27 protein-coding genes and 1 other annotated feature are annotated in these 25,759 nt (G+C 28.0%); of the genes, 21 read left to right on the forward strand and 6 right to left on the reverse strand.

The window, feature by feature from the left end:
* Window positions 1-3 precede the first annotated feature (3 nt).
* Both C7U55_RS04405 and C7U55_RS04410 read left to right on the forward strand, forming a co-directional pair.
* The gene (locus C7U55_RS04405; protein WP_106987508.1) at window positions 4-225 is read left to right on the forward strand and encodes a hypothetical protein; all 222 of its coding nucleotides are present in this window, start codon (window positions 4-6) and stop codon (window positions 223-225) included.
* Between the two features lie 2 nt (window positions 226-227).
* On the forward strand, window positions 228-644 hold the full coding sequence (locus tag C7U55_RS04410; protein ID WP_106987509.1) for a flavodoxin family protein: 417 nt from the start codon (window positions 228-230) through the stop codon (window positions 642-644).
* A 51-nt stretch (window positions 645-695) separates the two neighbouring features.
* Here C7U55_RS04410 and C7U55_RS04415 read toward each other — a convergent pair whose 3' ends face one another.
* On the reverse strand, window positions 696-1,376 hold the full coding sequence (locus C7U55_RS04415; RefSeq protein ID WP_106987510.1) for a DUF6198 family protein: 681 nt from the start codon (window positions 1,374-1,376) through the stop codon (window positions 696-698).
* A gap of 154 nt (window positions 1,377-1,530) precedes the next feature.
* On the opposite strand from C7U55_RS04415, the gene C7U55_RS04420 reads away from it, so the two are divergent.
* The 14 genes from C7U55_RS04420 to C7U55_RS04485 all read left to right on the forward strand — a co-directional run bounded on the left by C7U55_RS04420 (window position 1,531) and on the right by C7U55_RS04485 (window position 15,955).
* Window positions 1,531-1,881: a helix-turn-helix domain-containing protein gene (locus tag C7U55_RS04420; RefSeq protein WP_106987511.1), complete on the forward strand. Its 351-nt coding sequence runs from the start codon at window positions 1,531-1,533 to the stop codon at window positions 1,879-1,881.
* A 475-nt stretch (window positions 1,882-2,356) separates the two neighbouring features.
* Complete coding sequence (locus C7U55_RS04425; protein WP_106987512.1) at window positions 2,357-2,809, forward strand: RNA polymerase sigma factor; 453 nt, start codon at window positions 2,357-2,359, stop codon at window positions 2,807-2,809.
* Complete coding sequence (locus tag C7U55_RS04430; protein WP_106987513.1) at window positions 2,799-4,346, forward strand: hypothetical protein; 1,548 nt, start codon at window positions 2,799-2,801, stop codon at window positions 4,344-4,346. The genes C7U55_RS04425 and C7U55_RS04430 overlap by 11 nt, the downstream gene beginning before the upstream one ends.
* Complete coding sequence (locus C7U55_RS04435; protein ID WP_106987514.1) at window positions 4,336-4,737, forward strand: hypothetical protein; 402 nt, start codon at window positions 4,336-4,338, stop codon at window positions 4,735-4,737. The genes C7U55_RS04430 and C7U55_RS04435 overlap by 11 nt, the downstream gene beginning before the upstream one ends.
* Window positions 4,730-5,005, forward strand: a complete 276-nt coding sequence (locus tag C7U55_RS04440) for a hypothetical protein (protein WP_106987515.1) — start codon at window positions 4,730-4,732, stop codon at window positions 5,003-5,005. Before C7U55_RS04435 ends, C7U55_RS04440 begins: the two co-directional genes overlap by 8 nt.
* Before the next feature lie 490 nt (window positions 5,006-5,495).
* Window positions 5,496-5,729 (forward strand) — a binding site (T-box leader).
* Between the two features lie 33 nt (window positions 5,730-5,762).
* The gene (lysS, locus tag C7U55_RS04450) at window positions 5,763-7,253 is read left to right on the forward strand and encodes a lysine--tRNA ligase (protein WP_106987516.1); all 1,491 of its coding nucleotides are present in this window, start codon (window positions 5,763-5,765) and stop codon (window positions 7,251-7,253) included.
* A 227-nt stretch (window positions 7,254-7,480) separates the two neighbouring features.
* On the forward strand, window positions 7,481-9,391 hold the full coding sequence (locus tag C7U55_RS04455; RefSeq protein ID WP_106987517.1) for a BglG family transcription antiterminator: 1,911 nt from the start codon (window positions 7,481-7,483) through the stop codon (window positions 9,389-9,391).
* 172 nt (window positions 9,392-9,563) lie between these two features.
* Window positions 9,564-10,850, forward strand: coding sequence for a PTS sugar transporter subunit IIC (locus C7U55_RS04460; RefSeq protein WP_239985155.1), 1,287 nt, complete (start codon window positions 9,564-9,566; stop codon window positions 10,848-10,850).
* 60 nt (window positions 10,851-10,910) lie between these two features.
* Window positions 10,911-12,413, forward strand: coding sequence for a glycoside hydrolase family 1 protein (locus tag C7U55_RS04465; protein ID WP_106987519.1), 1,503 nt, complete (start codon window positions 10,911-10,913; stop codon window positions 12,411-12,413).
* A gap of 484 nt (window positions 12,414-12,897) precedes the next feature.
* Entirely contained in the window at window positions 12,898-13,128 is a 231-nt protein-coding gene (locus C7U55_RS04470) for a hypothetical protein (RefSeq protein ID WP_106987520.1), read from the forward strand.
* A 209-nt stretch (window positions 13,129-13,337) separates the two neighbouring features.
* A complete protein-coding gene (locus tag C7U55_RS04475) occupies window positions 13,338-13,916 on the forward strand; it encodes a type IV toxin-antitoxin system AbiEi family antitoxin domain-containing protein (RefSeq protein WP_239985156.1) in 579 nt (192 codons plus the stop codon).
* Window positions 13,916-14,539: a nucleotidyl transferase AbiEii/AbiGii toxin family protein gene (locus C7U55_RS04480; protein ID WP_239985157.1), complete on the forward strand. Its 624-nt coding sequence runs from the start codon at window positions 13,916-13,918 to the stop codon at window positions 14,537-14,539. Before C7U55_RS04475 ends, C7U55_RS04480 begins: the two co-directional genes overlap by 1 nt.
* The gene (locus C7U55_RS13895) at window positions 14,496-14,753 is read left to right on the forward strand and encodes a hypothetical protein (RefSeq protein ID WP_239985158.1); all 258 of its coding nucleotides are present in this window, start codon (window positions 14,496-14,498) and stop codon (window positions 14,751-14,753) included. Before C7U55_RS04480 ends, C7U55_RS13895 begins: the two co-directional genes overlap by 44 nt.
* Before the next feature lie 83 nt (window positions 14,754-14,836).
* Entirely contained in the window at window positions 14,837-15,955 is a 1,119-nt protein-coding gene (locus C7U55_RS04485) for an aldo/keto reductase (protein ID WP_106987521.1), read from the forward strand.
* Window positions 15,956-16,214: 259 nt separating this feature from the next.
* Here C7U55_RS04485 and rfbB read toward each other — a convergent pair whose 3' ends face one another.
* The 4 genes from rfbB to C7U55_RS04505 form a co-directional block, all read right to left on the reverse strand.
* Window positions 16,215-17,249 (reverse strand): dTDP-glucose 4,6-dehydratase, encoded by a 1,035-nt coding sequence (gene rfbB / locus C7U55_RS04490; RefSeq protein ID WP_022001319.1) that lies wholly within the window; start codon window positions 17,247-17,249, stop codon window positions 16,215-16,217.
* Entirely contained in the window at window positions 17,250-17,825 is a 576-nt protein-coding gene (gene rfbC / locus C7U55_RS04495) for a dTDP-4-dehydrorhamnose 3,5-epimerase (RefSeq protein WP_106987522.1), read from the reverse strand.
* 18 nt (window positions 17,826-17,843) lie between these two features.
* Complete coding sequence (rfbA, locus tag C7U55_RS04500) at window positions 17,844-18,725, reverse strand: glucose-1-phosphate thymidylyltransferase RfbA (RefSeq protein ID WP_106987523.1); 882 nt, start codon at window positions 18,723-18,725, stop codon at window positions 17,844-17,846.
* Between the two features lie 119 nt (window positions 18,726-18,844).
* The gene (locus C7U55_RS04505) at window positions 18,845-20,008 is read right to left on the reverse strand and encodes a MerR family transcriptional regulator (RefSeq protein ID WP_106987524.1); all 1,164 of its coding nucleotides are present in this window, start codon (window positions 20,006-20,008) and stop codon (window positions 18,845-18,847) included.
* Window positions 20,009-20,199: 191 nt separating this feature from the next.
* Between C7U55_RS04505 and C7U55_RS04510 the strand changes: the two genes are divergently transcribed.
* From C7U55_RS04510 to C7U55_RS04530, 5 genes are all read left to right on the forward strand, one after another.
* Window positions 20,200-20,535, forward strand: a complete 336-nt coding sequence (locus C7U55_RS04510; RefSeq protein WP_106987525.1) for a helix-turn-helix domain-containing protein — start codon at window positions 20,200-20,202, stop codon at window positions 20,533-20,535.
* Window positions 20,532-21,215: a LytR/AlgR family response regulator transcription factor gene (locus tag C7U55_RS04515; protein ID WP_106987526.1), complete on the forward strand. Its 684-nt coding sequence runs from the start codon at window positions 20,532-20,534 to the stop codon at window positions 21,213-21,215. The genes C7U55_RS04510 and C7U55_RS04515 overlap by 4 nt, the downstream gene beginning before the upstream one ends.
* Window positions 21,212-22,447, forward strand: coding sequence for a GHKL domain-containing protein (locus tag C7U55_RS04520; RefSeq protein ID WP_106987527.1), 1,236 nt, complete (start codon window positions 21,212-21,214; stop codon window positions 22,445-22,447). Before C7U55_RS04515 ends, C7U55_RS04520 begins: the two co-directional genes overlap by 4 nt.
* Window positions 22,448-22,501: 54 nt before the next feature.
* On the forward strand, window positions 22,502-24,010 hold the full coding sequence (locus C7U55_RS04525; protein ID WP_106987528.1) for an LCP family protein: 1,509 nt from the start codon (window positions 22,502-22,504) through the stop codon (window positions 24,008-24,010).
* A gap of 701 nt (window positions 24,011-24,711) precedes the next feature.
* Complete coding sequence (locus C7U55_RS04530) at window positions 24,712-24,948, forward strand: hypothetical protein (protein ID WP_106987529.1); 237 nt, start codon at window positions 24,712-24,714, stop codon at window positions 24,946-24,948.
* A 270-nt stretch (window positions 24,949-25,218) separates the two neighbouring features.
* Here C7U55_RS04530 and C7U55_RS04535 read toward each other — a convergent pair whose 3' ends face one another.
* Entirely contained in the window at window positions 25,219-25,698 is a 480-nt protein-coding gene (locus tag C7U55_RS04535) for a phosphatase PAP2 family protein (protein ID WP_106987530.1), read from the reverse strand.
* Window positions 25,699-25,759: the final 61 nt, after the last annotated feature.

Raw genomic sequence — 25,759 nt, forward strand, 5'->3', positions numbered from 1 at the left:
AAAATGCAAAAAGCAATTATTGTTTGTCTAAGCAAACAAAAAGATGAAATCATAAATCTATTACAACTTAATGATTATTCTTTTGAACCCTTATTATCAAATGAACAACTTTATTTGATAGGTGATATCGAAGAATATCAAATTAATTTATTAATTAATATTATTAAACACTATAAAATTATTAGAAATGAAACACAATTATATATAAGTTATAGGGAGATATAAAAATGAGTATTTTATTTATTAATGGAAGTCCTAATAAAAATGGAAATACTGTAAGACTTACTAAAAAATTCTTAAAAGATCAAGAATTTAAAACATTAAATCTAGTTGATTATAAAATCTACAGTTATGGTCAAAACTTTGAAGATGATCAATTAGATGAAGTTATTGAACAAATGAAACAAGCAGATACAATTGTTATTGGTTCACCACTTTATTGGCATAGTATGTCAGGAGCTATTCGTAATGTTTTAGATCGTTTTTATGGTTATGTAGATGAAAGCTTACTTCAAGGAAAAGATATGTATTTTGTTTTCCAAGGATATGCACCTACTAAGGAACAATTAGTGGCTGGTGAATATACAATGAGTCGTTTTGCAAAACTTTATGGTATGAACTATAAAGGCATGATTACTGAATAAAAAAGACTATAAAGAAATCCAGGTTAACTAAGAATTTCTTTATAGTTTTTTTTATAATTTTAAATATTCTGCTAGTTTTGTAAGCTTTGGAATGCATACAAAATGTTTATCAAAAAAATTTTTAAAAAAATCAATCAAGATTCCATTAAATAAAGCAACAAGCATTGTTCCAATACCAATACCAACGATTCCATGAAACAGCATGAATGACATAATGAAAGATAAAATAAGGAAAATACAATCGAATCCAGTTTTAAAAACTTTTAAAGATAGATGATATTTTTTTGACATTTCTTGTACAAAAAAATCATATATTTGTGGATATAAATAAGACTTATAAAACAATGCAATGGCTATTGCTGAAAGGATAAAACCTATAAGAAAATAAATGATTCGTAGTTGAAAACATATTTCATATTGATTTTGAAAGAAAGGAAAAATTATTTTCCAAACATCAGCCATCGTAGCATACAAAATACCTGTAATAAAAGAGCTTAAATAGGTAATTTTAAACTTCTTCATCAAAACACAAAAAATAATAAATACAATTCCTTCAACAATATACTCTGCTTGACCATATGTAAGTAAGTCAATCTTTTTACTTAAAATATAGGCTGGTCCATTTATAGCAGATAATCCCATATTCGCAATAGTCATTAAGTCTATTGAAAAAGATAAAATGATTATAGCAAACAGATATACTAGCTCACTGTTTATCGTTTTTTTCTTCATTTTATTCACCTCAACGAGCATTATAAAAGTATTCACTCATAAAATTAAAAATGTTTCCAAAATGGAAACATTTCATATGTCTACAATCAGTAGATAGCTCTTTTCTTTCTATTTTAATTTGATTCATGTATAGTTGAAGTAGGAGGGAAAGCATATGGATAACGTCAGATTTGCACAAACTATTAAAAATGCACGACTTAAAAAAGGGTACACTCAAAGTCAATTAGCTGATTTATTAAATGTCAGTAATAAAACAATCAGTAAATGGGAAACAGGAAGAGGTTATCCGGATATTACTTTACTTGCTAAGATAACGTCTATTTTAAAACTAGACTATGAAGAACTTCTTCAAAGCAATGAATATATTATTCAAAAAAGAAAGAAAAAAAGAAAATATATTTCTATCATCTGTATTGTTTGTCTGTCTTTTATTCTTTGTTTAATAGGAATGTACAACGTACAAAAACAACAAGACTATAAAAGAAATTATCAAAATATAATCTAAAGATTATGTAGTGATTATTATGTAGGACATTCCTTTGATTTTGCTTATCGCAAGCCTTCATCATTAATAGTTAAAAAGGAAGATTTATTAACACAAAAGAAAATCATTCAACTTTGTGATTATTTAAATATTAATGATTTTAAAAAGATCAAAACCATTAAAACTGAACGATCATTTGATCCAACTTTTTCTTATATTAATCATGATAATCAGGATAAACAATATGAATTTTATATTAGTAATAAAAAAGGAAAAGCAATCGTTATTATTGTTATTCTTAACCATAATATTATTAAAATTCTTGATAACGAATATCATCAAGTCCACTATTATCAAAGTCAAAATATAAATTATGAAAAACTAAATATAAAACATTTACCTTGGTAGTACCAAGGTACTTTTTTATAAAAATGCTATAATTTTTGTAACAAATAACTATTTTAAAAAGTATTACTAATGAAGGGAGGTTTTAAATATGGAAGAAGTCATTCAACGTGAAAAAGATCTGGTTTATCGTCTTGCTTTTAGCCAATGTCATCAAAAAGATCAAGCGGATGATATCTTTCAAAATGTCATGTATCGTTATCTTAAAGGAAAACCCACTTTTGAATCTTTAGAACATGAAAAAGCATGGTTTATTAGAGTGACACTTAATTGTAGTAAAACATCTTTAAAATCGTTTTGGAATAATAAGGTAGAAGAAATAGATGAACAAGCTTATATCTTTGAAAAGAAAGAAATTGATTTAACACCGTATTTAAATAAACTTCCTAAAAAATATAATGCGGTTCTTTATTTATTTTATTATGAAGGATATTCAACTAAAGAAATGGCAAAACTCTTACATATTAAAGAAAACAATGTTCGTGTTTTGCTTAATCGAGCAAGAAATAAATTAAGGAAGGAGATAGAGTCTGATGAAAAATAAATCATTTGAAAACTATTATGATCATGTTCATGTTGATGAACATTTACTTGATCAAAAAAAATCTTATAAACATCATTATCTAAAACCTATTTTGATTCTTTCTTGTTGTCTTCTTTTATTTGTTTGTGTTTTACAAAGCAAACAAATAAATAAAGATACTTTTGAAGTCATTGCTTATAATCAAACTTATACTTCGCTTACCAAGGAATCAACACCTATGGATTATTATTTAATTCATGATCGAGTTGATATAGTTGATATAGCAGATAAAGTTCAATTAAAAAAGAAATATGAAGAAAAGTATTTCTCTAAAAATGTGGAATTTAAACAATCACAGTTAGATTTAAAAAGTTATGAAGGAAATTATTATTTGAATGGTTATCTTACAACAAGTTATTTTACTGTAGATGTTGAAAGTGATGCAATTGAGTCGATACGTATTGTTCAAGGAAATTATCCTTTAGAAATACAATTAGGTAATAAAGTATATGAAAATGAAACCACGCTTTCTTATAAGCTTTATAAAAAGTATTATCATACAAAAAAAGATTTAAAAGTTATTTGGAAGCCAGATGAAGATGTATTTGATAAAGAAAGTTTTAAAGATGTTTCAGATTATTTTAGAATAGAAGTGAATTATAAATCTAAAGAAAGTAAACTTTTTGAAATAGAAATTACTTTTAATAAAAAAGGACAAATGTTTGTTAAGAAAAGCAAAGCAAAACGTACAGAAATTAATACAGAATTAAACCAATCAAAGAATAAATACTTACGCTTTAGTACTTTAAGTGAAGCAGAAACAATTAAAGAATTAAAAGAACTTCTTCCTCAAGAAGTATTAGATGAACTTATGAAAAATGGTTATGTCTATGAAGATAAAAAAGAAAACTATTTTAATTTCAATAACGATAAAGATAACCCAACCTTAAGACTGGATGTCACATATGATAAAAATCATAAAATTATCCAATATGTTTCTAAAGAATACGGTTTTACCGATAGTATTACATCAACAATTGAAAAAGATCCAATAGAAATCATCAAACATTCCCAAGATATTTTAATGAATCAACAATTGCCACTTACAGAAGTTATCCTTCCTTCTCATTATAGTGGTGGTGATTATAAAGCATATGTTGATGATAATTATGAATACGTCATTCAAACAAATATTAATATGCTTGTTCGTATTGAAAAACGTGAAAAGAATTATATTGTTCAAAAGGAAGTACCATCTTCTATTTATGATTATGATGATATTACTTCTGCTATAAATCTTGTGATTGATCATTTTAATGATAACTTTAAAGGATGTACTTTAAAAGAAATCTATTATGCCGGAGATAACGAAGCACGCTTTAAAGAAATAACACAACAATATGGAGGTAAAGAAGCCATTGTTTTAAAATCAACTTTTAATGTAGATAAAACAGCTGGAGATGGTTCTTTAAATCCAAATAGTACCTATGAAAATTTTTCTTGGATTCTTATAAGAAATCATCAAGGTGAATGGCAGGAAGTGGATCATGGTTACTAAAAAGTTTTATAAAATTATTCTTTGTTTATTACTTATCATGTGTGTGGGTTGTCAAAGAAAAGAAGTTAAAGTAAGAACGATTTATTCGGATATTTATACAGAAGAAGAAATTCAAGAGGCAATAGATGTTATCAAAAAAGAATTTTCAAAAGATTGGAAAGGCTGTACTTTAAAGGAAATTTATTATGCTGGTGATGATAAAGCTTTGTTTACAAGCTATGCAAAACAATATCAAGGAGAGGAAGCAATTGTTTTAAAAACAAACTTTCATACAAATTATTTTGCATGGAAAATAGGCTTAAATTCAAATTGTGATTATGAGGATTATCAGTGGATATTGATAAGAAATAATAATGGGAAATGGAAACATGTAGATGGTGGATATGGATAAAATTATTTCCCAAGAAATAATGGTGATGAAGATGAAAGAAAAGATAGAAAATAAAATTATATTTAATTATTTTATAACAGGTTTTTTAACAGTTTTATTTATTTGTTTAGAATGGATCATTTATCCAATAAGAAATACGGACGAATATTACTGGGGTGGTTATACTTATCTTAGTTTTGTATGTTTTGTATTGTTTATCATTATTGTTTATAAAATCATTCAAACGATTTCTTTAAAGAAAAAACTTTCGTGTATAGAGCACAAATAGAAATATTTATATATTTGTGATAGATGCACAAGAAAAATATTATTACTTGTTTTGATTAAAAAGATCAATAAAATACCATCAGATACTAAATGTCACCTTGCCACTGTCAGAGAGCGAGGTGGCATTTATTTTAGGGATAAATATGAAAAAAGAATTAAAAATGCCAATGGTAGGAGTTGATCAGATAAAAAGAATGTGAAGAATCAGTATATCAAGCTTATGGAGAACCAAAATCGACGCGTATAGAAAGAATTAAAGAAAATATAGATATCTTTGATTTTGAATTAAATGAAGAAGAAATGAAACAAATTTCATTATTAGATATGGGTTATTCAGGATCAAGAGCTAAACATTTTGAACTTGATTTTGTAAGAATTAAATAATAAGATTCATGAATAAAATGCACCTAGTACATTTTTTCATTATTAAAACTAATTTTATCGCTTATATTGACAATAAATTTGAATTAAGTTAAGATAACGAAGTAGAAATAAAGGCAATGAATAGACAAGTAATAATAGCCCTTCATTTAAAGAGAGTCTTGGTTGGTGGAAAAGATAATGAAACTATTATGAATAAAGACTAGGAGCTGCATCTTGGATGTTTTTGATAGGATGACGTAAGCCACGTTATAGGCAAGACTATTAATAGATAGTTATTGAGGTTAATAGGGTGACCTATTAATGAATTTGGGTGGTAACACGATTTAGCTCTCGTCCCATGGGATGGAGAGTTTTTTATATTTTAGGAGGAAATTATGGAAGAAAGAAAGTTTAGTGAACAAGAACTTGTTCGTAGAGAAAAAATGCAAGAACTTATCGACAAAGGGATTGATCCTTTTGGTCAAAGATTTGATGTAACTGCTTATTCAAAAGGTATTAAAGAACAATATGGTGAAAAAACACATGAAGAATTAGAAGAAATGGCTGTTGAAGTATCTGTAGCTGGTAGAATTATGACTAAACGTCGTAAAGGTAAAGTATGTTTCATGCATATTCAAGATAGAGATGGACAAATCCAATTATATGTAAGAAAAGATACTATTGGTGAAGAAGCTTATGAAATCGTTAAAAAAGGTGATATTGGAGATATCATTGGAATTAAAGGAACAGTATTTATGACAAATACTGGAGAATGTTCAATTAAAGTAAGTGAATATACACATTTAACAAAAGCATTACGTCCTTTACCAGAAAAATTCCATGGTTTAAGTGATATTGAAGAAAGATATAGAAGAAGATATGTTGACTTAATCATGAATGAAGATGCTAAAAAAATTGCGTTTACAAGACCAAGAATCATTCGTTCAATTCAACATTATTTAGATAGTAAAAACTATGTAGAAGTTGAAACACCTGTATTAAATCCAATCTTAGGTGGAGCAGCTGCAAGACCATTCGTTACACATCATAATACATTAGATACTGATTTCTATTTACGTATTGCTACTGAATTATCTTTAAAGAGATTAATTGTCGGTGGTATGGATGCTGTTTATGAAATTGGACGTTTATTCAGAAATGAAGGTATGGATAGGACTCATAACCCTGAATTTACTACTATTGAAGTTTATAAAGCATTTAGTGATCTTGAAGGTATGATGGATTTAACTGAAGGTATTATTTCTAATGCTGCTATGGAAGTTAATGGAACTTATGAATTAGATTATAAAGGACATCATATTTCTTTAGCTCCAGGATTTAAACGTGTTTCTATGACAGAAGCTATTAAAGAAAAAACGGGTATTGATTTCAATGAACATATGTCATTTGAAGATGCTAAAAAATTAGCTGAAGAACATGGTATTGAAGTAGAAGCTCACTTTGGTTATGGACATATTATCAATGAATTCTTTGAAAAATATGTAGAAGAAACAATTGTTGAACCAACATTTGTATATGGTCATCCAATTGAAATTTCACCACTTGCTAAAAAGAATTTAGAAGACCCACGTTTCACACAACGTTTTGAATTATTTATCTGTGGAAACGAATATGCTAACGCGTTTACTGAATTAAATGATCCAATCGATCAATATGAAAGATTTGCTGATCAATTGAAAGAAAAAGAATTAGGAAATGACGAAGCAAACGAAATGGATTTAGATTACGTAGAAGCTCTAGAATATGGTTTACCACCAACAGGTGGAATGGGTATGGGTATTGATAGATTAGTTATGTTATTAACTGGACAAGAATCTATTCAAGAAGTTATCTTATTCCCTCAAATGAAGCCAAGAAACAAATAAAACAACAATAAAATCAACGTTTTTTTGATTTTAAATTTGTGATTAACACATCAAAATAAGACACATCTATTGATGATAAATATACTTAAAATAGTACTTATTTAGGTATAAAAATCATTGATTAGATGTGTCTTTTCTTATTAAAAGTATATATTATAGCTAATTGGTTTTAATATGTTAAAAAGCATGAGTAGACAAATTTCTAGATAAAATATTATAATAGCAATATGAATGAAAGAAATTACACAATATTAAAATATTTAAAAGAGAACGGCGAATATGTGACTTCAGAAAATCTAAGTGCGTTATGTAATGTAAGTACCAAAACAATATTAAAAGACATTAAATTAATAAATGAAGACATGAAATCAACAAAGAATTATATTGATGTCAAAACATCTCAAGGATTAAAATTAGTTATTAATAATGTTGATGAATTTATTAATTTATGTAATTCCTATCGCTCTTTACAAGATTCTTTTGTTTTTAGTGTTAATGAAAGAGAAGATTGGATTCAAAAATATTTGATAGAGTCTAATGATTGGGTTAAATCAGAAACATTATGTGAAATGCTATTTGTTTCTGCTTCTGTATTATCGCAAAATCTAAAGGGAATTAGAAAATCACTGTCAAAATATGATTTAAAATTAGTACAAAAACCACATTATGGAATGAGAGTAGAAGGAAGAGAATTTAACAAGAGATTATGCTTAGCAGCAATATATATTTCTTATATTGATCAACGCGATGATTTTCCAGGAAATCAGTTTAATTCTAATGATTTGTTAATGATTCAAAATATTAGTCAAATTCTTGAAAATGTAATGGTCAAATATCAAATTTCAATGTCAGAAGTATCTGTTCAAAACTTTATTATTGTTATTTTTGTATCATTAAAAAGAATTAAACAAGGTATTTTATTGAAAGCTACAGAAGAAATGATTATTGATATTTCTCGTTGGACTGATAGTGTTGTTGCTGTAGAATTAGCAAAACAAATTCATAAACACTTAGGAATTGAGATGAGTGATCAAGAAATTGTGTCTCTTTCAATACATTTAGCATCAAAGAGAATTATTAGAAATTTTGATGAAAGTATTCATCGTATTATCAAAGATTTTGATGTTAATCAAATTGTAAATACTATGTTAGTTAATATTCAATCACAATGGCACATTGATTTTTCTAATGATAATGAATTAAGAGATTACTTACTTTTACATCTTATTCCATTAGAGGTTCGTTCAAGATATAATGTAGTTCTTCGTAATCCGCTTATTGATAAAATAAAACAACAAAATATATTGGCTTATCAATTAGCTGTTGCTGCATGTAGTCATCTTGTAGATTATCATAGAAATAATTTAAGTGATGAGGAAATAGGATATATCGCGTTACATTTAGAACTTGCTCTTCTTAGAAAGAAAATAAAAGATAAAAAGAACATTCTTGTAATGTGCGGTGTAGGAAGAGGAACATCAAGTACTTTAGCGTATCAGATAAAGGAAATGTACGGAAAATTTATAAATGAAATTCAAACGGTTGATTATATTGGAATTAAAAGTTATGATTTTGAAGATGTTGATTTTCTTATAACGAGCACACCGATAAAAAATAAGTTGCCTATACCAGTAATAGAAGTTAATTATTTTTTAAATAATAATGATAAAAAAAGAATACTCTCCTTTTTGGATGATCAAGATAGTTTTCATATGCAAGAAGTAATTAAGAGGAATTTAATAATAAAAAATATTAATGAAGAAACAAAGGAAGGAGTTCTTTCTTATATTATAAAAAATACTTTAGGAAATGAAAGTATTTCAAAAAATTTGATTGAAGAGGATTGTATAGGAAACTATGAATTAGAAAATATGCTCGCCATCTTATCTTGTTGTGTTGATGAACCAAAGACAAAAATTATTATAGGTATTTTATCAAAACCTATTTTATGGAATAAGAAAAAAGTACAACTTGTTATTATACCGCTTATTGGTAAAAATATAGGGATAAAAATCTTAGATTTATATAAGGAGCTTTCTTATTTTGCGGATAATTCTAACTATATAAAAAGAATTATAAAAAAACAAGACCAAGAAGAAATTATAAAAATATTTAATGATATTGAATTGAAAATATAGAAAAAGAATTGGTAATTTATCAATTCTTTTTCTGTATTTTGAAAAGTTCCACAATAAAATGGAATTTATATACATTGAGTTCTATAATAGAGGTTTTATAATTACATATGAAAGATATAGATAGATCTGCAGAAATAAATTCTTATATTTTTTAGAGAGAGAGGAAATAAAAATGAAAGATAAATTACAAAATGTTTTGTTATCAATAAGCTCAAAAGTCGAAACAAATAAATATCTTGGTTCGATTAAAGAAGCATTTACGATGTTTGTACCGTTTATTATTGTTGGTTCATTTGGTAGTATGTTAAATATATTAGTATCTGGAGCTAATGGCTTGGCACAATGGGTTCCATGGTTATCAAATTTATCTCCAGCATTTACAGCGATAAATTTTGTGACTATTTCTTGTATGTCATTACCAATTGCATTTTTAATTGGTTATAAACTTGCTGAAAAAGAAAACTTACCACAATTAGAAAGTGGGTTAATTGGATTATTAAGTTATTTAGCTGTATGTCCAAATACAATAAGTACAGTGGTCGAAGGTTTAAAAGATCCAGTTGTGGTCAATGGATTAGGTGCAGGTGTTATTGGAGCACAAGGACTATTTGTTTCAATGATTATGTCAATGGTTGCTGTAAAATTTTTTGGATTATTGACTAACATTGATGCTTTTAAAATTAAAATGCCAGATTCGGTTCCAACAGGAATTGCTCGTTCATTTAATATTTTAATCCCTATTTTCATTATTATTACTGCATTTTCAGTTGGGGGATGTTTATTTAATACATTCACTGGTAATTATTTAAATGTTTGGATTTACAATATTATTCAACTTCCGTTACAAGCGTTAGCAAATACAACAGGTGGTATTCTTGTTCTTGCATTAGTAAATCAATTATTCTGGTTTTTAGGTATTCATGGTGGTATGGTTATTGAAGGAGTTAGAGGTCCTTTATCTGCTGCTGGACTTGCAGAAAACATTTCTGCTGTACAAGCTGGAGGAGTTGCAACAAATATTTTAACAAGAGGTTTTTGGACTAGTTTCGTTGTTGTTGGTGGAGGAGGAATTACTCTATCATTATTAATAGCAATTTTCATTTTTTCAAAACGTGAAGATCATAAATCTATTGCAAAATTTTCATTAATTCCTGGTATTTGTGGTATTAATGAACCAGTAGTTTTCGGTTTACCTTTAGTATTAAATCCAATCTTTGCAATTCCATTTATACTTAATTCAGTTATTGCAGCATTTATTGCTGTAGTTGCTACAAATATAGGGTTTTTAACTTGTGGAGTACTTGATTGTCCACCAGGGTTACCAGTATTTGTAACAGGATTTATTAGCTATGGAATTCATGGAATTATTGTTCAAGCTATTATTTTAATTGTTACATTTATTATTTGGGTTCCATTTGTTTTGATGTCTAATAAACAAGTCAAACTTGAACAAAAATAAAATAGTTTGTTCTTTAAAAATTGTTTAATTAATGTAAAACGAAGAAGGAGTAAATGAAATATGAGTTTTCCAAAGAATTTTTTATGGGGTGGTGCTACTGCCGCTAATCAATATGAAGGTGGATGGCAGGAAGGTGACAGAGGAATTGCTGTTCACGACTTAATAACTAATGGAACTAAGGATGAACCTAGACGTATTTTTTGTAAGAATGATCAAGGTGATGAAGTGACAATCCAAATGGGAGAATGCATTCCTTATGGATATGTTGGTTTCTTAAAAGAAGGGTATTATTACCCAAGCCATCAAGCTACAGATTTTTATCATCACTACAAGGAAGACATTGCTTTAATGGCAGAAATGGGATTTAAAACGTATCGTCTTTCGATATCGTGGACAAGAATATTTCCTAACGGTGATGATGAAACACCTAATAAGGAAGGACTACATTTTTATGATAATGTTATTGATGAATTAAAAAAGCATAATATAGAACCATTAGTAACAATTTTACATTTTGATATGCCTTTAAATTTAGCTACTAAATATGGTGGATGGATCAATCGTAAATTAATTGATTTTTATTTAAAATTTGCAAAAGTTCTTTTTGAAAGATGGAAAGATAAAGTTACTTATTGGATTACCGTTAATGAAATAAATGTATTGGGTGGTTATTGGACACTTGGATTAGCTTCGAATCATCGTAAAACTGGAGCTCATTCTAATCAAGGAGAAACACCATTAGAAGATGCGGGAATTAAGTTTCAATCAATTCATCATATGTTAGTTGCCAGCGCAATGGCAAATAAAATGGCAAGAGAGATTAATCCACATTTTATGTTAGGTACAATGTGTGCACTTTCTGGAATTTATCCTGCGACTTGTCATCCAGATGATGTATTTGGAGCATATGAATTCAGAAGAAAAGCATTGATGTTTAGTGATGTTACTTGTCGAGGATATTATCCTAATTATGCACAAGCTATTTTTGATGAATATAATTTTAAATTAAAGATGGAACCTGAGGATGAAAAATGGTTAAAAGAAAATACATCTGATTATCTTGCATTTTCGTATTATCGAACAACTGCATTTGATCGTTTTTCTCCTAATACGACAACTACTGGTGGACAACAAGCATCACCAAACCCATATTTAGAAAAAACACCTTGGGGATGGCCAATTGATCCAGAAGGATTAAGATTTGTTTTAAATGAATTATATGATCGTTATCAAAAACCATTATTTATAGTAGAAAATGGAATGGGAAATGATGATATATTAAAAAATAATGAAATTCACGATGACTATCGTATTTCTTACATTAGAAATCATATAAAAGAATTAAAAAAAGCAATAGAAATCGATAGAGTTGATGTACTTGGCTATACTCCATGGGGATGTATTGATATTGTTTCTGCTGGAACAGGAGAAATGAAAAAAAGATATGGTTTTGTATATGTTGATTTAGACGATTTAGGTAAAGGTAGCTTAAAAAGAATAAAAAAAGATTCTTTTTATTGGTATAAAAAAGTTATTACAACAAATGGTGAAGAATTAGACTAAGGTATATTTCCTTCCTTATAAAAATTTATATACCTTATGTTATTTTGAACTCATTTATCAATAATATAAAAGAAGAAAAAATAAAGCGATTGTGATTATATAAAAGCTGAAAGCAAAACCAATAAATAAGTTGGACATGAAAAAATTAAGAAGAGCACTAATAAACCTAGATAAATAGGAATTGTTGGTGCCTTTTAATTTGATGATTTATTAGTGAAAATGAATTTTTTAACTTTTGATAAGGGGATATAAAAGAAGTTGACGGTGGTAATAAGCGATATATAATTATTTTTGTAGAGTAGGTTCGAAAACTTAGAGAGAAATAAGTGATAATTTTGGTATAAAAAAAATGTGAATGATGTAATGCTATTTTAAAACAAAAGGCACACAAAAAAGTGCGCAAGAAAAAATAGAATTAAGTGCAATTTTACAAGGAACACTACGAACAAATAATGTTTCAACAAGAGAAAATTTATTAAGTCGTATGAAGGAAGTATGTCATAAAATTGCAGATACCTATCGTGGAACAGTTGAAATTGAAATGGTTTCAACAGTACCATCGCTTATGTGTGATCCGCAGCTAACTTTAGAAATGGCAGAATATATGTCACAAATAGGAATTGAAGGATTAAAAGGAATACCTAATAGTACAGCTATTGCATCAGAAGATTTTGCTATTATTGCTGAAAAATACCGACAGCTTATATGCTTTTAAATGCTGGATTTATGGATGAACGTGGCGATTATCCTTTACACCAATCTAATGTACAGTTTGATGAAAAAGTTTGTGTAATTGGTGCTGCATGTTTTTTTGAAAGGTATTTATTATGTGTTGTTTCGAAAAAATGTTTATAACCACTTTACAATCTTGCTAATATTAAATATAATATTAGCGAGATTGTAAAGTAAAGGGGGGCGATATTTATGAACAAAATTGATGGATATATAGATAGTGGTATTTTAATTGTTAAAAACGTAAAAAAAAGAGATGTTTCAAGACAAGCAATTTATGATTATATAAAAATAAATCATATGGAAAAAATTGGACCGGGAATGTATATCACCCAAGAAACTTTAGAAGATGAATCATATACTTTGTCATTACGTTGCCCTAGAGGAATCATCTCACATGATGATGCTTTATATTATTATGGTTTAGTAGATCGTGAACCACTTGTTCATACAATGACGATTTACACTGGTTATAATCCTTCATCGTTAACTAATTCAGGATATAAAATTTATACTGTAAAAAAAGATTTATTAGATTTAGGGAAAACAACGGTAATTAATAATTTTGGACACACAGTCCCTATGTATGATTTAGAAAGAACGATATGTGATTTGGTAAGGAGTAGAAGTAATTTTGAAATTCAAGATTTTAATTCGGTGCTCAAAACATATGTTAGTAAAAAAGATAAAGATTTAAATAAATTGATGGAATATGCTAAAGCTTTTAGAATTGATAAAATAGTTCGACAATATATGGAGGTACTTTTGTAATGTATCTATCATCAGCACAAATAAAAGGAAAAATAAAAAATATAGCTAAGCAGAATCATTCAGATCCAATTACCTTATTACGTATATACATGATGGAAAGATTTTTAGAGAGAATTGCTTTTTCAAAATATAGAGATTGTTTTATTGTAAAAGGAGGAATCCTTGTTACATCTATGATTGGTATTTCACTGCGTTCTACTATGGATATTGATACTACTATTAGGAATTTTAATTTGAATGAAGAAAAAATATATGAAATTATTACGGAAATAAAAGATATTAAATTAGAAGATAATATCGAATTTGAATTACTAGAAATATCAAATATCATGGATAATATGGATTATCCGGGGATACGTATACACATGAATGCTAGGCTAGAAAGAATAGTGGTACCAATTAAAATTGATATTTCTACAGGAGATGTTATTACACCTAAGGAAATTGTTTACCATTATCCTCTTTTGCTTGAAAATAGAACAATTAATTTATGGTCATATAATTTAGAAACTTTACTTGCTGAAAAATTACAAACAATTCTATCTAGAAGTATATTGAATACAAGAATGAGAGATTTTTATGATGTCACAATTTTATACAACCATTATAAAGATAGCATTTGATAAAACTTGTGAAAAGAGAAATACGAAAAATTTATTATTAGAATATAATGTTATACTAGCAAATATTGCTACAGATGCAACAATGCACAAATTATGGAAAAGTTATTGTAAGAAATATAACTATGCGAAGTCGATTCAGTTTACAGATAATATAGAGATTCTTTATAAAATAATTGAACAAATGAATAAAATTAAAATATATCAATCTTCTTAAAAATCCTTTTTTAAATCTATCTTGACATAAACCAAGCTTTAGGGTTTACAATAAATGTAGGTTAATTTAGGGAGGATAAAAGGATGGAATATAGTAAGATTGATAAACTTAATGTCAATCCTTCATTATTAGGATTTGGCTGTATGCGTTTTCCTAAAAAGGAAGATGGCACCATTGATGAAGTAGAAGCAGAAAGAATGTTAGATCATGCTATTGAAAGTGGTGTGACTTATATTGATACAGCTTATCCTTATCATGATGGCGAAAGCGAACCATTTGTAGGTAGAGTTTTAAAGAAATATAAAAGAGAAGATTTTTATCTTGCGACAAAGTTACCAATTTTTAAAATTGATTCATTGGAACAAGCAAAAGAAATCTTTGAAGAACAAATGAAAAGACTTGATGTCGATTATGTTGATTTCTATTTATTACATTCTTTAAATAAAGATACATGGAAAAAAGTCATTGATTTAAATATCATTCCTTATTGTGAAGAATTAAAGAAACAAGGAAGAATTAAAAATTTTGGTTTTTCATTCCATGATGATTATGAAGTCTTTGAAGAAATCATTAATTATCGTGATTGGGATTTCTGCCAAATTCAATTAAATTACATTGATACCGATATCCAAGCAGGAATGAAAGGATACAAACTTACAGAAGAAAAGAATGTACCATTAGTTATTATGGAACCTATTAAAGGCGGAGCTCTTGCTAGCCTTTCAGATGATATTGAACAAGTCTTTACTGACTATAATCCAAATGTTAGCATTTCAAGTTGGGCTTTACGTTTTGTAGCTTCACTTCCAAATGTTAAAGTTGTTTTAAGTGGTATGTCAACTTATGCTCAAGTAGAAGATAACTTAGCTACTTTTAAAGATTTTAAACCATTAGATCAAGATGAAGAAAAACTTGTAGAAAAAGTAGCTGATATGATTAAAGCGAAAACTAAAAATGGATGTACAGGATGTCGATATTGTATGCCTTGTCCATTTGGTATTGATATTCCAGGTAACTTCAAGTTATGGAATGAATACGGTATGTTAGGTCTTAAAGATACAGCTAAAAGACGTTATACAAATCTAGGAGATGCACAAGCTGAATTTTGTAAGAAATGTGGTAAATGTGAAAAACTTTGTCCACAATCTATTAAAATCAGAGAAGATTTACAACGTGTCGTTCAAGATATTAAAAATTTATAAAATGCAAGGTAAGCGAAAATCTTACCTTTTTTTGCATAATTGAATATATTTTATATTAGATGATAATTAAATTTACAAAAATAATGGAATAGATATTTAAAATATGTAGGAATGTAAATATAAAATATGATGGAATGATTTCTTAAAATGTGAAGGAGTAAAATCAAGAAATATAAAGGGATGAAAGTATGAAATCTGATGGAATACATAAATTAATATAAAAAATCGGCCTACTCAATGAATAAGTCGATTCTAATAATTATTCTTCAACGCGTCCTTTATCTACATACATGTTTTGGAAATAATTTTTGTATTCACCAGAAATGATGTTTTCCCACCATTCTTTGTTATTTAAATACCAATCAATTGTTTGAGGAATACCTGTATCAAAAGTATATTTTGGTTTCCATCCTAATTCAGTTTCTAATTTAGTTGGATCGATTGCATATCTCATATCATGACCTTTTCTATCAGATACAAATTTAATTAATGATTCAGGTTTACCTAAAGCTTTTAAGATTGTTTTTACAACTTCTAAGTTAGTTCTTTCGTTATGTCCACCAACATTATAAACTTCACCAACACGACCTTTTCTAATGATTAAGTCGATAGCTACACAGTGATCATAGACATGTAACCAATCACGTACGTTTTCACCTGTACCGTATACTGGTAATTCTTCATCATTTAATGCTCTAGAAATAATTAATGGAATTAATTTTTCTGGGAAATGGTAAGGACCATAGTTATTTGAACATCTAGAAATAGTTACTGGTAATCCAAAAGTTCTATGATAAGCTAATACAAATAAGTCTGCAGAAGCTTTAGATGAACTATATGGACTAGATGTGTGTAATGGTGTTTCTTCAGTAAAGAATAAGTCTGGTCTATCTAATGGTAAATCACCATAAACTTCATCAGTAGATACTTGATGATATCTTTTAATACCAAATTCATTACATGCGTCTAATAAAGTAGTTGTTCCCATAACATTTGTTTTAACAAAGATTTCAGGATCTTCAATACTTCTATCTACATGTGATTCAGCTGCAAAGTTAACAACAACATCAAATTTTTCTTTTTTGAATAAATCAAAGATAAATTCTCTATCAGCGATATCACCTTTAACGAATTTATAATTTGGTTTACCTTCAACTGGTTTACAAGTTTCTAAGTTACCTGCATAAGTTAATTTATCTAAGTTAACGATCATATCTTCTGGATATTTATTAACCATATAATGTACAAAGTTTCCACCAATGAAACCTGCACCACCTGTTACTAAAATTTTCATTTATTTATCTCCTTCATATACAAATTGATTATTTGAATTTTCTAAAGTGGGACCTATTTGATCTTTTTCACTTAAAACGGGTTCAATACCATTTAATAATGATCCCCAATCAACATTGGCTGTTGGATCATCATAACGCATACCACCTTCAGATTCTTTATTATACACATTATCCACTTTATATCTAAACTCAACATCATCAGTTAAAGTTAAGAATCCATGGGCAAAACCTTGAGGGATAAAGAATTGACGATGATTTTCAGCACCTAATTCAACAGAAACCCACTCACCAAATGTTGGACTTCCTTTTCTAATATCTACTGCAACATCGATAACTTTTCCTTTAGTACAAGATACTAATTTAGATTGTGCATAAGGTGGGTTTTGCCAATGTAAACCACGTAAAGTTCCTTTTTGTGCACTAAATGACATATTGTCTTGTACAAAATCAACGGTAATACCTAACTTTTCATATTTAGGTTTTGAATAAGTTTCTGTAAAATACCCACGGTGATCTCCAAAAACATCTGTTTCTACAATTAAAACACCTGGAATTTTTGTTTCAATAACTTTCATTTTCTATACTTCCTTTTTTTATTGATCTATAAATTTTCCGTCCATGACATCTTTTAAATACTTACCATATTGATTCTTTTTATAAAGTTCATAAGCAGTACTTAATTCATCTTTAGAAATCCATCCATTGTTATAGGCAATTTCTTCAAGACAGGCAATCTTTCTATTTTGATGTGTTTCTACAGTTTTCACAAAGTTTGTAGCATCAACTAAACTTTCATGAGTTCCTGTATCTAACCAAGTAAATCCTTGACCTAATAATTCAACATCTAAATTACCTTTATCAAGATAGATTTTATTTAAGTCTGTAATTTCTAATTCACCACGAGCTGATGGTTTAATTTGTTTAGCGTATTCTACAACGTGTTTATCATAGAAATAAAGACCAGTAACTGCATAATTTGATTTAGGATTTGCTGGTTTTTCTTCGATAGAAACAGCTTTCCCTTCTTCATCAAATTCAACGACACCAAATCTTTCAGGATCATCAACATAATATCCAAAAACAGTAGCACCATCTTCTTTATTTGCAGCTCTTCTTAAACGTTTTGATAAACCATGACCATGGAAGATATTATCTCCTAAAATCATGGCACAGGCTTCACCATCAATAAATTCTTCACCTAAAATAAAGGCTTGAGCTAATCCATCAGGAGATGGTTGCACTTTATATTGAAGTGAAATACCAAATTGATGTCCATCACCTAATAATTCTTTAAAACGAGGAGTATCATCAGGTGTAGAAATAATTAAAATATCTTTAATTCCTGCATCCATTAAAATACTTAAAGGATAATAAATCATTGGTTTGTCATAAATTGGTAATAATTGTTTACTTGTTACTTGTGTAAGAGGATAAAGTCTTGTACCTGATCCTCCGGCTAATACGATACCTTTCATAGAAGTACCTCCTTTTGTTTACTCTTAAACAATAAACCATGACGTAACGTAAGTGTCAATAAAAAATACAAAATTTATACATTTTATCAATAAAAAAAGTAATCACATCTAAAGTATGACTACTTTTTACAAATAAATAAACCACAATCTTTGGTAATTTTAATGCCATTATTTTCATCAATAATTTTTTCAAGATAAGCTTGAAATTCTTTTAAACGATAACCTAAATATTCTTTTTGATTCCCATGACAACTCATTATATAATTCATCAAGGCCTTGGCATCATCCACAATTAAATAATCATCATATCTTTTTAATTCAATATGTTTAAAATAGGGACTTAGAAGATTTTTTCCGCTTTCTAAACCAAAATGATCTACAAGATTATTTTTAGATAATTGGATTCGTGAATCAAACTCTTTAACAAGCATTATAATTTCTTTCATATGATTTCTACCATAAGTCGTACAATAGAAAGTCCCATAATCCTTAAGAACACGAGAAATTTCTGATAGACCAAGATTCAAATCTTGAAGATAAAATAAAACGTGATTTGCAATAACCGTATCAAAAAAACAATTTTTAAAAGGAATATTTTGTCCATCTAAAACAATATAATTATACTCATTACCAAGTTTCTTTCTTGTATCTTCTAACATACCTTCACTTATATCAGATAAAAAGATTTCACGATTTCTTAAATTATAAGAGTTATACTCCCATAGCTTTCCATTACCACAGCCAATTTCTAAAAGTTGATAAACATGAGAAAAGTCTATTTGGTGAAATAACCATTCGAACCAACTTTCTTTATTGATAGAAAAATGATCATGCAGATAAATGCGGGATGATAAATTTTGACTATTAAAATATTGTTGAATGATGTTTTCATCATTATTGGTTAAATTAATAAGTTCAATGATTTTTTCCCAAGATATCTGCTCATGCTCTAAAATCTTTTCAGTGCTTTTAATCGTTGTTTTTAGATTATTAAGATGATTCATTTTTTGATTGATCAACGATGTTTGGAGCTTTAAAGATTCTTTAAAGCTCTCTTTATCATTATCAATAATAAGAGGATAGATTTCTTCTAATGAAAAACCGAGTTCTTTTAAAGCAAGAATCTTTTGTAGTGTGATTAAATCTTTATTACAATATTGACGATAGCCGTTTTCTAAAATATAGGATGGCTTTAAAAGACCTATTTTATCATAATATCGAATTGTTCTTAAAGTGACACCTGCCATTTTCGCAAATTGTCCAGTTGTATAATATTTTTCCATATTTCTATTATAAAAGATAAAAAGAAAAGATGATAGTAGGAAATATGTAAAAATATTTCTGGGAAAATTGAAGAAATAGTGGGAAAATCGTTGCATTTTTTGGGATAAAAAAATATATAATACTATGTAGAATAACACTAATAAAGAAATCGGTCATTCACAAATTATAATCCTCTCAAGGAGGATTAAATATGATAGGAGAAAGAATACAGTATTTAAGATTGGAAAAAGAAATGACACAAAAGGAGCTGGCAAAGGAGTTAAAAGTATCATTAAAAACAATCCAATTTTATGAACAAAACAGAAATACCCCAGAAACTTACATGATTGTTGCACTAGCTAAATATTTTAATGTTTCAAGTGATTATATTTTAGGTCTTATCAATACACCTATACCATTAGATGAAAGAGAGGCAGCTACTAAAGATCATACTTACATGCCAAAAGAGTTTATGAAAAACAAAGAAACAAGAAAGGCTTATAAGACGATTGTAGAGTATGTGAAATTAGTACATAGCATGAAATGACATATAAAATAGCTTTACTAGATGATGAAATTGATTTTTTAAAGAAATTGAGTTCATGTTTTCAAGATTACCCACAAATAGAAACGGATTATTTTATAGATCCAAATGAATTAATTAAACAGATTAGAAAATATGATTGTGTTTATGTTGATTATGAAATGGATCAAATGACAGCATTTGATTTTTTTGAACAGACTAAACAAATGAAATATTTGAAAATTATTATTACTAAATACGATCATGTTGTTTATAAAAGTTTTGATTATAATATTTTTGATTTTGTAAGAAAGAATAATTTAAAGGAAGATATGTCTAATAAGGTAGGACGTTTATTAAAAAGGCTAGAAGAAGATCATCGTTGCTTGATTGTCAGCAGTTTTAATCAAATTTTGACGCTTCCTTATGAAACCATTCAATATATACATACAGAGAAAAACTACGTTATTATTCATAGTAATAAGGAATATAAGGTTCGTTCAACATTTAAGGATATTGAAAAGAAGATAAAGAATAATACATTTATTACTATTTCTTATGGAATATTAGTTAACATGCACTATATTAAACACATAAATCTTAAAGAAATGTATATTATATTAGCTGATAATACACAGTTATCTTTAAGTTATAAATATAAAACAAAGGTAAAAAATGCTTATCAGGAGTATAAAATACAATGATTCTTTTATTGGATACTTTATATGCTTTTTTTGAAAGTGTTATTTATGTGATGTATTTAAATATTTTTTTAAAGAATAATCAAGATATGAGAATAAGAAATAGCTTACTTGTTCTCATATTATTTGTGAGTGCATTTGTTTTTAATCATTCTTTTTTGTATTTTAAAATTCTTTTTACAATTATAGTAAGTAGTATTTATGCAAGACATTTTTATAAGGGAAGATTTCGTAGTTTATTTGTTAAGGTTTTATGGATAAATTTTAATTTGTTTTTTATTAATGAACTTTGTATCTTTTTAATGAATCATGAACCTTTGAAGTATAGTGAATATTGTAATAATCATTATTTTGGTTATTTAATAGGGTTTATGGTATTTGTCATATTATTAATTGAATATTTATATTTGAAAAAGTATTTAGATAAAGAGTTTCAATTGAGCAGCTATATGTGGCATTTTATTGCGACAGTATTGGTTGGAATTATTTTTTTAGATATCTTCATCTTTAATGATTATGTGAAAAATGAATTGAATGCGATACTTGTTACATATGTTTTTTTTATATCGTTTCTGGTTATTATATTAATTTATGTTGTATGTATAGAAATGACACATTTTTATCAAAATTTGATGAATGAAAAAATTCATATTCAAGCATTACAATATGAAGAAACTTTAGTGGATGTTATTTGTCAAAAAATGCAAGAGTATAATAAAATCGTTCATGATTATAGAAAATTAATCAATGCTGTTAAAGAGCATAAGAGCAATGAAGAATTAGGAAAGATAATAGAGTCAATATCAGATGAACTTCCTAAGGAAGTCATTCATACAAATCATATAGCGGTAAATTATGCAATGAATCAATATATGGAACTCTCTAAAGAAAAACAAGTAGATTTCTATGGGACATATCCTCAAAATATGAAGATAGGAATGACATCTTATGACCTGTTAATTATTTTAGAAAGCTTATTAGAAAATGCTTTTTATATTAGTTTTAAAACAAATCAAAAATCGATCCATTACAAAATAGAAAATGAGGAATATCATATTATTATAAAGATTGAAAATAACTGCACAAATAATTTTAAATGGGATAGTGAATGTTTAAAAAGGCTTGAGATTATCAAGAGAATTTGTCAAAAATATGATGGTAAACTTTTCTTGAAAAAAGAACCCCAAAAATATATCCAAGGTTGCTATTTACAATATGATGAAGATTTGCTATAAAATGTCGATTGTGCTATGATAATCAAGAATTAACCGAGTATATGGAGGATAATTATGAAACAAAATAAATTTATGAAGTTCATGACATCTCGAGCACTTATTTTGACATTACAAGTTGTTGCATCAGGTGTATTTTTATATTTTGTCTATTTAACACAATTATTACCTGTTAAATACTTTGCACTTTTGATGGCTGTTTTAGTTGTTTTAATTGCTATTTTTTGGGGAATTATTCAATCAGGTAAGAAAAAAGAACAAGAAAATAAACATAGTAAAAGAATTATTATTTCTAAGGTATTAAGTTTACTTGTTTCTATTGTATTAATCATTGGTTCTACATTTGCGGCAAGAGGGAATACGTTTTTAAATAATGTTCAAACAACAACGCAAAAATACGCAATCAATGTTATTGTTTTAAAAGATGGTAAATATGGAAGTGCCGCTTTAAAAGATCTTAAAGGGAAAAGATTTGGTAGATCTTATGAAAAAGAAAAATCAACTTTAAATAAAGCATTAGCACAAATGGAAGATACGATCGATACACAAAAATATACAAATTTTGATACGTATTCACAATTATCAGATGCTTTATATACAGGTAAAGTCGATGTTATTGTTGTAGGTGAACAATATAAATCGATGTTAGAAGTTAATCATGAAGGTTTTGATGATGAAACACGTATTGTTAAAACTTATGAATTTGAAAAGAAAGCAAAAGCTGTTACCACAGCAGTTACAGATGTAACAGAAAAACCATTTACTATTTATATTACAGGAATTGATACTTATGGAAGTGTTTCAACTGTATCGAGAACAGATGTTAACTTGTTAGTTACAGTCAATCCAAAAACAAAACAAATTTTAATGACAAGTATTCCAAGAGATTGTCAAATCAATCTTCATAAAAATGGAAAAATGGATAAATTAACACATACGGGAATTTATGGTGTTGAAGAAACAATTTCTACAATCGAAGACTTCTTGGATTTAAAAATAAACTATTATGCAAGAACAAATTTTGCAGGAATTACAAATATTATCGATGCTCTTGGTGGTGTAACAGTTGACTCTGATCGTGAATTTACAACATTACATGGTAACTACCATATCGTAAAAGGAAAACAGGAAATGGATGGAGACAAGGCATTATGCTTCGTTCGTGAAAGAAAATCATTTGCGGCTGGAGATTTTGTCAGAGGACAACATCAACAAGCTTTATTAAAAGCAATGTTAGAAAAAGCAATGTCACCAAAAATCATTACTAATTTCCAAAATATTCTTTCAGCAATTGAAGGATGTTTTGAAACAAATATGTCATCAAAAGAAATTAAATCATTAATTAATATGCAATTAGATGATAATGCTGAATGGGAATTATTTAATGTTCAAATAGATGGTGATGGGTATACCACAGAAGATACATATTCTATGCATGGCGCTGCATGTTATGTTATGAAACCATATCAAAGTAAGGTAAAAAGAATTAAAAAATTAATTGATCGTGTAGAAGAAGGAGACAAGCTATCTAAAAAAGATGTTAAAGGATTAGATGGTGGAGAATAAAAAATAAAAGACAACTATTCACATAAATTAAAATTTATGTTGAGTAGATAACATTAGTAATTTCAAGAGAATCAAAAAAATTTTTCGGTTAGTTACAACTATGATAAAAATGGTCTTTCACTAAAAAACTGTTACGAAGTTTAATTCGTAACAGTTTTTTTATGTGTGCCGGGCATGGTGCTTATTCAGTTGGAGATAAACCAACCACAGGTAGTTACCGCCAAGTGTAATGAACCACAAGTCGTTGTCAGTGATGGCAAGGATGGAGGAAGTGGTGTAGTGATTCTTTTGAGCGTACGAACAGAAACTTGATATAAGGATAAATGGTGGATGAGATTGCACTACAAATCGAAGTCCAAAAGGTAAACGTAAAACCAAGACAGTAAATCAAGACGTTGTGAAAGAAAAAGGATTAGTGAATTACCCCGGGAGGTCTTGTGAACAACGAATTCCAGTAAACTTTAAAAACAGTAATGGTACCGTTGGTCGGAAAAGGTTTGTCACAAGAAGTTAGCTGAGGTCATAGTAGGTAGGACACACAATACTGAAGGACCTAATGTTTATATGATGTTTACTTATCATAAGCAATGTTTGAACAGTTCGAAATCGAGGATAGTCTCATAATTGAAAATCGTAATTCCATGAAGATGAAGATAGAGGGAATGAATTCAAATATATTTACGAGTGAAGGGAGCAACGACATGAGATTAATTGAAGTGATATTAGATGACGAAAGTCTAAATGAAGCAGTCAAGAGGGTCAAGAGCAATAAGGGTGTAGCTGGAGTTGATAAAATGACCGTTTATGAAATTGATATATATTTCCAAAACAATAAAGAAAGAATCAAAAAGGAAATATTGGAAAAGAAATATAGACCTCAACCGGGCAAAAGAGTTTATATACCAAAATCAAACGGAAAGAAAAGGCTACTAGTGTAATCTGCTAATTAAACACATTAAAAAATATAATACCGCAAAATAAAATAATAAACAGATGGAATATATGCAAACTCAATTGCAGGATATGATCAAATGAGTATGAAAGAATTTATAGACCTGTTTATGAGTGGCTTGGGAAAAAGACAAAAAATAAAAGCCCTTTAAGGGCTAGCCAGTAAAGGCACTACAGCTATTAGGCTTCAGCAAGTGAAGACTTTGTCAACAACGCGCTCTTCTAGGGCGAGTGCATACCACGTCTTTTAGGTGCGGTTATGATATAAAATAAATACCTAAAGCAATAAGAATACTTGCAATTATATCGGTTAAATAATGTTCACCTGTAAGTAAACGGGTAATTGTAATGGTAAAGGCTAAAGCAAATAATAATAATCCCATATTTGGTCCAGTTTTAATAACGGTAAGTGCAATAGAGAGAGTGAGACTGGCATGAATGCTTGGAAAAGAATGTCCGCTTTGTCTTTTATCACCGATAGGTTTAATTGAATATTTTTCATAAGGGCGAGGCCTATTAATAAAAATTCTTAATAAAGCCGTGCATATTAAAACCATCATAGGTTTACTAAATAAGTAAAAGAAACCGTTAGGGGATTCTATAACAATCTTTAATAAAAATAATGAATAAAAAATAGCAACCATCCATGGACAAAAGAGCGATGAAAAATGAACGCAAGATTTTATAAAAGGATGCTTATAAATAAAATTATTAATTCCCACATAGAAATGTTTCATCGTATGCCCTCCTATTATTTATATATGGACATTATACTATAAATGATAAAAGATAGAAATA

Origin of the sequence: Faecalibacillus faecis (assembly GCF_003024675.1) — a bacterium.
Taxonomy (GTDB): Bacteria; Bacillota_I; Bacilli_A; order Erysipelotrichales; family Coprobacillaceae; genus Faecalibacillus; species Faecalibacillus faecis.

Excerpts from the sequence above, each read along its gene's own strand:
- C7U55_RS04505 (WP_106987524.1), bottom strand. The coding sequence starts at position 20,008 with ATGGAAAAATATTATACAACTGGACAATTTGCGAAAATGGCAGGTGTC.
- C7U55_RS04455 (WP_106987517.1), top strand. The coding sequence starts at position 7,481 with ATGAATGAAAGAAATTACACAATATTAAAATATTTAAAAGAGAACGGC.
- C7U55_RS04510 (WP_106987525.1), top strand. The coding sequence starts at position 20,200 with ATGATAGGAGAAAGAATACAGTATTTAAGATTGGAAAAAGAAATGACA.
- C7U55_RS04480 (WP_239985157.1), top strand. The coding sequence starts at position 13,916 with ATGTATCTATCATCAGCACAAATAAAAGGAAAAATAAAAAATATAGCT.
- C7U55_RS04475 (WP_239985156.1), top strand. The coding sequence starts at position 13,338 with ATGAACAAAATTGATGGATATATAGATAGTGGTATTTTAATTGTTAAA.
- C7U55_RS04435 (WP_106987514.1), top strand. The coding sequence starts at position 4,336 with ATGGTTACTAAAAAGTTTTATAAAATTATTCTTTGTTTATTACTTATC.
- C7U55_RS04515 (WP_106987526.1), top strand. The coding sequence starts at position 20,532 with ATGACATATAAAATAGCTTTACTAGATGATGAAATTGATTTTTTAAAG.
- lysS (WP_106987516.1), top strand. The coding sequence starts at position 5,763 with ATGGAAGAAAGAAAGTTTAGTGAACAAGAACTTGTTCGTAGAGAAAAA.
- C7U55_RS04470 (WP_106987520.1), top strand. The coding sequence starts at position 12,898 with ATGAAGGAAGTATGTCATAAAATTGCAGATACCTATCGTGGAACAGTT.
- C7U55_RS04525 (WP_106987528.1), top strand. The coding sequence starts at position 22,502 with ATGAAACAAAATAAATTTATGAAGTTCATGACATCTCGAGCACTTATT.
- C7U55_RS04410 (WP_106987509.1), top strand. The coding sequence starts at position 228 with ATGAGTATTTTATTTATTAATGGAAGTCCTAATAAAAATGGAAATACT.
- C7U55_RS04420 (WP_106987511.1), top strand. The coding sequence starts at position 1,531 with ATGGATAACGTCAGATTTGCACAAACTATTAAAAATGCACGACTTAAA.
- rfbA (WP_106987523.1), bottom strand. The coding sequence starts at position 18,725 with ATGAAAGGTATCGTATTAGCCGGAGGATCAGGTACAAGACTTTATCCT.
- C7U55_RS04535 (WP_106987530.1), bottom strand. The coding sequence starts at position 25,698 with ATGAAACATTTCTATGTGGGAATTAATAATTTTATTTATAAGCATCCT.
- rfbB (WP_022001319.1), bottom strand. The coding sequence starts at position 17,249 with ATGAAAATTTTAGTAACAGGTGGTGCAGGTTTCATTGGTGGAAACTTT.
- C7U55_RS04520 (WP_106987527.1), top strand. The coding sequence starts at position 21,212 with ATGATTCTTTTATTGGATACTTTATATGCTTTTTTTGAAAGTGTTATT.
- C7U55_RS04430 (WP_106987513.1), top strand. The coding sequence starts at position 2,799 with ATGAAAAATAAATCATTTGAAAACTATTATGATCATGTTCATGTTGAT.
- C7U55_RS04530 (WP_106987529.1), top strand. The coding sequence starts at position 24,712 with ATGAGATTAATTGAAGTGATATTAGATGACGAAAGTCTAAATGAAGCA.
- C7U55_RS04425 (WP_106987512.1), top strand. The coding sequence starts at position 2,357 with ATGGAAGAAGTCATTCAACGTGAAAAAGATCTGGTTTATCGTCTTGCT.
- C7U55_RS04460 (WP_239985155.1), top strand. The coding sequence starts at position 9,564 with ATGAAAGATAAATTACAAAATGTTTTGTTATCAATAAGCTCAAAAGTC.
- C7U55_RS04405 (WP_106987508.1), top strand. The coding sequence starts at position 4 with ATGCAAAAAGCAATTATTGTTTGTCTAAGCAAACAAAAAGATGAAATC.
- C7U55_RS04440 (WP_106987515.1), top strand. The coding sequence starts at position 4,730 with ATGGATAAAATTATTTCCCAAGAAATAATGGTGATGAAGATGAAAGAA.
- C7U55_RS13895 (WP_239985158.1), top strand. The coding sequence starts at position 14,496 with ATGATGTCACAATTTTATACAACCATTATAAAGATAGCATTTGATAAA.
- C7U55_RS04415 (WP_106987510.1), bottom strand. The coding sequence starts at position 1,376 with ATGAAGAAAAAAACGATAAACAGTGAGCTAGTATATCTGTTTGCTATA.
- C7U55_RS04485 (WP_106987521.1), top strand. The coding sequence starts at position 14,837 with ATGGAATATAGTAAGATTGATAAACTTAATGTCAATCCTTCATTATTA.
- C7U55_RS04465 (WP_106987519.1), top strand. The coding sequence starts at position 10,911 with ATGAGTTTTCCAAAGAATTTTTTATGGGGTGGTGCTACTGCCGCTAAT.
- rfbC (WP_106987522.1), bottom strand. The coding sequence starts at position 17,825 with ATGAAAGTTATTGAAACAAAAATTCCAGGTGTTTTAATTGTAGAAACA.